Genomic DNA, 3,829 nt, shown 5'->3' with positions numbered 1-3,829 from the left:
CGGTCGATCGTGCGGCGAGGAGAACCCCGTGACAGATCGCGGCGACCAGAGTTCCGCCGTGAAACGCCGCCACGACGAGGCGCTGCAGGACTTCACTGTCGAGGTAACTCCGCATCCCGCGAGCCCGATGCCCACCCGGGAGCAGCAGGGCGTGAACGCCGTCCAGATCGGTATCAGCCCATGATCGCGGGTTTCGGAACTCCGGTGACACCAGCATCTGCGCATAGGCAGCCCGTGCGTCGCCGTTTGCACGCAACATTCGGCCGACCACGACCAGTCGATTCAGGCCGGGCACCCGCGACCACACGTCAAGGCCGTGACCAGTGACCATGATGTCGTCGGCAGCGGCCTGCCTGCCGCTTTCGGTGCTGAACACGACGGTGTGACCGTGCCCGGTAAGTACGCGCCAGCTGACGGCGACCTCGGTCGGGTCGAAATCGTTGTCCGGAATCGGTATCAGGACTACTGCCACGAGTGCCAGCATGTCATTCGTGGGGACCACTGAGCAGCGTGATGGCGTGGATCTGACCAACCTCGATCAGCCACTGACCGCGGAAGCCGACGCCACGAAGCGTGATCTGATCGACTACCTCGACGCGGTGGCCGACCGCCTGCTGCCCGGGCTCGCCGGTCGGCCGCTCACCGTGCTGAGGGTGCTCCGCGGCCGGGCGCCGTTCATGCAGAAGAACGTGCCGAAGTACACGCCGGACTGGTTGCCGACGGTGCCGATCTGGGCGGAGGCCTCCAAACGCGAGGTGCACTATGCGCTCTGCAACGACCGGCGCACCCTGTTGTGGTTTGGCAACCAACGCGCAGTCGAATACCACCCGACGCTCGGACTCGCCGAGAACATCTATCGGCCAACGCATTTGATCCTCGACCTGGACCCGCCCGGTGACGACGACTTTGCGGCGGTGGTCGCCGTCGCACACCTGGTGCGCCAAGCCCTTTCCGACAGCGGGTTGGCGGGTGCGGTGAAGACCAGCGGCGCCAAGGGAATTCACGTGTTCGTCCCCATCGACGACACCGCACCGGTCGATGACGTCGCCGCGGCGACACGTGCGCTCGCTGCGCGCGCCGAGGCCCTCGACCCGAAGCTGGCGACCACGGCCTTCATCGTCGACGACCGCGGCGGCAAGGTGTTCGTCGACTCGACGAGAGCCGGCGGCGCGACCGTCGCCGCGGCCTACAGTCCGCGCCTGAGGCCGGGCACGCCGGTGTCCTTCCCGCTCGACTGGTCCGATCTGGACCGGGTCTCCCCCGGCGACTTCACCATCCGCACCGCGCTCGACGCGCTGGACGGCCGCGACCCGTGGGCGGACACGATGCCCCCGGCGCAGCGGCTTCCGGACGATCTCATCGAACAGGGCCGCGCCATCCCCGTGGCGCGGGTGGCCGCGATGCACGAGGGCAAACGGCGCGCCCGCGTCAAGCGTCAGTCGGCGACGTAGTACAGCCGCTTGTTGACGAACTCGTCCATGCCGAGCGGGCCTAGTTCGCGGCCGAAGCCGCTGCGTTTGACGCCACCGAACGGCACCTCTTGACCTTCGTTCGCGGGGGCGTTCACATTCGACATCCCCGACTCGAGGCGCTGGGCGACCTTCTCCGCACGCTGCTTGTCGGTGCTGAACACCGCGCCGCCGAGCCCGTAGTCGGAGTCGTTGGCCAGCGTCAGTGCCTCGTCGTCGCTGCCGACCGAGTACACCACCGCCACCGGACCGAACAGCTCTTCGCGGTAGGCCCGCATCTCCGGGGTAATCCCGGTCAGCACCGCGGGTGAGTAGTACGCCGCGGGGCCGTCGCCGAGGACGCCGCCGGCATGCAGCGTCGCGCCCTTGGCGACGGCATCCTGCACCTGCTCGTTCAGCGTCTCGGCAGCCTTGCGCGACGACATGGGCGCGAACGTGCCTTCTGCCGCCTCGGCCGGATCGCCGGCCGTCAGATCCTTCGCCCGCTCGACGAGCCTGCCGACGAAGCCGTCGAAGATGTCGTTGGTGACGATGATCCGCTTGTTCGAGTTGCAGGCCTGGCCGGTGTTGCCAATCCTGGTGTCCCACGCCAGATCTGCCGACGCCTTGACGTCATCGGTGTCCAGCACGACGTAGGCGTCGGACCCGCCCAGTTCGAGCACGCACTTCTTCAGGTTCCGACCCGCGATCGATGCCACGACGGCCCCGGCCCGCTCCGAACCGGTGAGCGAGACACCGACGATGCGGCGGTCGCCGATGATCTCCTCGATCTGGCCGTAGGACGCGAAGATGTTGAGGTACACCCCGGCCGGCACGCCCGCTTCGTTCATGAGTTCCTGAACCGCGAGGGCCGACTTGGGCACCGACTCGGCGTGCTTGAGAATTATCGTGTTGCCCAACACCAGGTTCGGGGCCGCGAACCGAGCAATCTGATAGAACGGGTAGTTCCACGGCATGATGCCAAGCAACGGCCCGATCGGAAGCTTCTGCACGAACGCCTTGCCACTGGAGAACGTCTTGATCTCTTGGTCGGCGGCCAGGCGCGGGCCCTCGGTGGCGAAGTAGTCGAAGATGTCGCCGCAGAAGTCGGCTTCACCGACCGCCTCCGGCAGCGGCTTGCCCATTTCTTCTGTGGCGATGGCACCGAGGCGCGCCGCGTTCTCCTTGAACAACTCGCCCACCCGGGCGACGACGCGGGCCCGCTCGGCGATCGGCACCTCCCGCCACGCGCGGTAGGCCTCATCCGATGCTGCCAAGGTTGCCTGGACCTCGGCATCGGTGGCGAAGTCGAAGGACTGTCCGGCGTCACCGGTCGCAGGATTGACTACCTGATACCCCGGCTGGGTCGAAACTGTCGCGGTCATGGTCGGACCTCCCGTAGACGTAAGTACCCCTCCAATCTAGTCATGGAGGAAAGTCATGGCTTCGGATCGAGCAGCCAAACGCTAAAAAAGGTGCGGAACCCGAGGCGATTCGTGAGCCCAACGTCGTATGTCGTAGCTTCCGTGCTGACTACCCGGAAGCCGTCAGCCTGGCGACTCGAATGCCGGAGCGACGAAGCGCCGCACCATCTCGCGTTCGGTTCGGGCGTCACCAACGGGCAGGTAGACCAACGACAACACCACGTGGACGATCCAGCGCGCCGCCTCGGGATCGTCGTCGGCAATGCCCGTCAACTCCGCGGCAAGCTCCTCCACCGGTGTCGCCGAGAGATCCGACTGCCCGATCAGCGTCGAGCGGCTGATCATCAACTGCCCGAGCGGATCGCTCCGGATCTGTTCGAGGGCCACTGTAATCGCCGTGACGACGCGCTCGGGGCCACTCATTCCCTCGACGGTGCGCCGGACCGTGTCGACGACGCGGGTTGCCGCCCGCATCAGAACGCGGTCACGAATCTGGCCCTTTCCGCCGACGTGCCGGTAGATCGTCGCGCGCGAGCAGTGCACCCTGGCCGCCAAGGCATCGATGTCGAAGGCCGCGAGGCCACGTTTGGCGATGAGATCGGTCGCCACGTCGTAGATGCGTTCGGCGGCGATGGCACTGCGATCGCCGCCCACCAGCCAGTCGTCGCGTGCCATCGGTCGAGCCTCCCACGCCGGCGAACCAAATACCGCAGGTCTTCGCACCATGAGACAAAATCAGACACGGCAGCGCCCTGTTTGCCATGTTCAGTGCCATGGGTTGAGACAAACCGCGCCGTAGGCCGCTAGAAATGCTGCTCGACTTCGTGGAATCGATTGACGCCCTCCTGGTCCCGGATCAGCCTGAGACGATGACAACCGACGTTGGCCTGGGCCTGGCGCTCTTCGACGACGACTGCATCCAGGACCCGTACCCGCTGTACCAGCGGATGCTGGCCG

General features: G+C 66.4%; 4 protein-coding genes. 1 reads left to right on the top strand and 3 read right to left on the bottom strand.

Translation table 11 applies throughout. The features are described from left to right. Window positions 1–472, bottom strand: a 472-nt coding sequence (locus QOD90_RS12870) for a type 1 glutamine amidotransferase domain-containing protein (protein ID WP_526350220.1), incomplete at its 3' end; no start/stop codon positions are given. A 19-nt stretch (window positions 473–491) separates the two neighbouring features. Between QOD90_RS12870 and QOD90_RS12865 the strand changes: the two genes are divergently transcribed. Next, window positions 492–1,451, top strand: coding sequence for a DNA polymerase domain-containing protein (locus tag QOD90_RS12865; RefSeq protein ID WP_526350218.1), 960 nt, complete (start codon window positions 492–494; stop codon window positions 1,449–1,451). Here the strand turns inward: QOD90_RS12865 and QOD90_RS12860 are convergent. Both QOD90_RS12860 and QOD90_RS12855 read right to left on the bottom strand, forming a co-directional pair. Continuing rightward, window positions 1,436–2,833 (bottom strand): NAD-dependent succinate-semialdehyde dehydrogenase, encoded by a 1,398-nt coding sequence (locus tag QOD90_RS12860; RefSeq protein ID WP_526350216.1) that lies wholly within the window; start codon window positions 2,831–2,833, stop codon window positions 1,436–1,438. The genes QOD90_RS12865 and QOD90_RS12860 overlap by 16 nt on opposite strands. Window positions 2,834–2,995: 162 nt before the next feature. Beyond that, the gene (locus tag QOD90_RS12855) at window positions 2,996–3,547 is read right to left on the bottom strand and encodes a TetR/AcrR family transcriptional regulator (protein ID WP_526350214.1); all 552 of its coding nucleotides are present in this window, start codon (window positions 3,545–3,547) and stop codon (window positions 2,996–2,998) included. Window positions 3,548–3,829: the final 282 nt, after the last annotated feature.

The sequence above is a fragment of the Mycobacterium sp. genome (assembly GCF_032161845.1).
Lineage (GTDB): Bacteria > Actinomycetota > Actinomycetes > Mycobacteriales > Mycobacteriaceae > Mycobacterium.
This window is presented reverse-complemented; position numbering and strand designations above follow the sequence as displayed.

Excerpts from the sequence above, each read along its gene's own strand:
- QOD90_RS12860 (WP_526350216.1), bottom strand. The coding sequence starts at position 2,833 with ATGACCGCGACAGTTTCGACCCAGCCGGGGTATCAGGTAGTCAATCCT.
- QOD90_RS12855 (WP_526350214.1), bottom strand. The coding sequence starts at position 3,547 with ATGGCACGCGACGACTGGCTGGTGGGCGGCGATCGCAGTGCCATCGCC.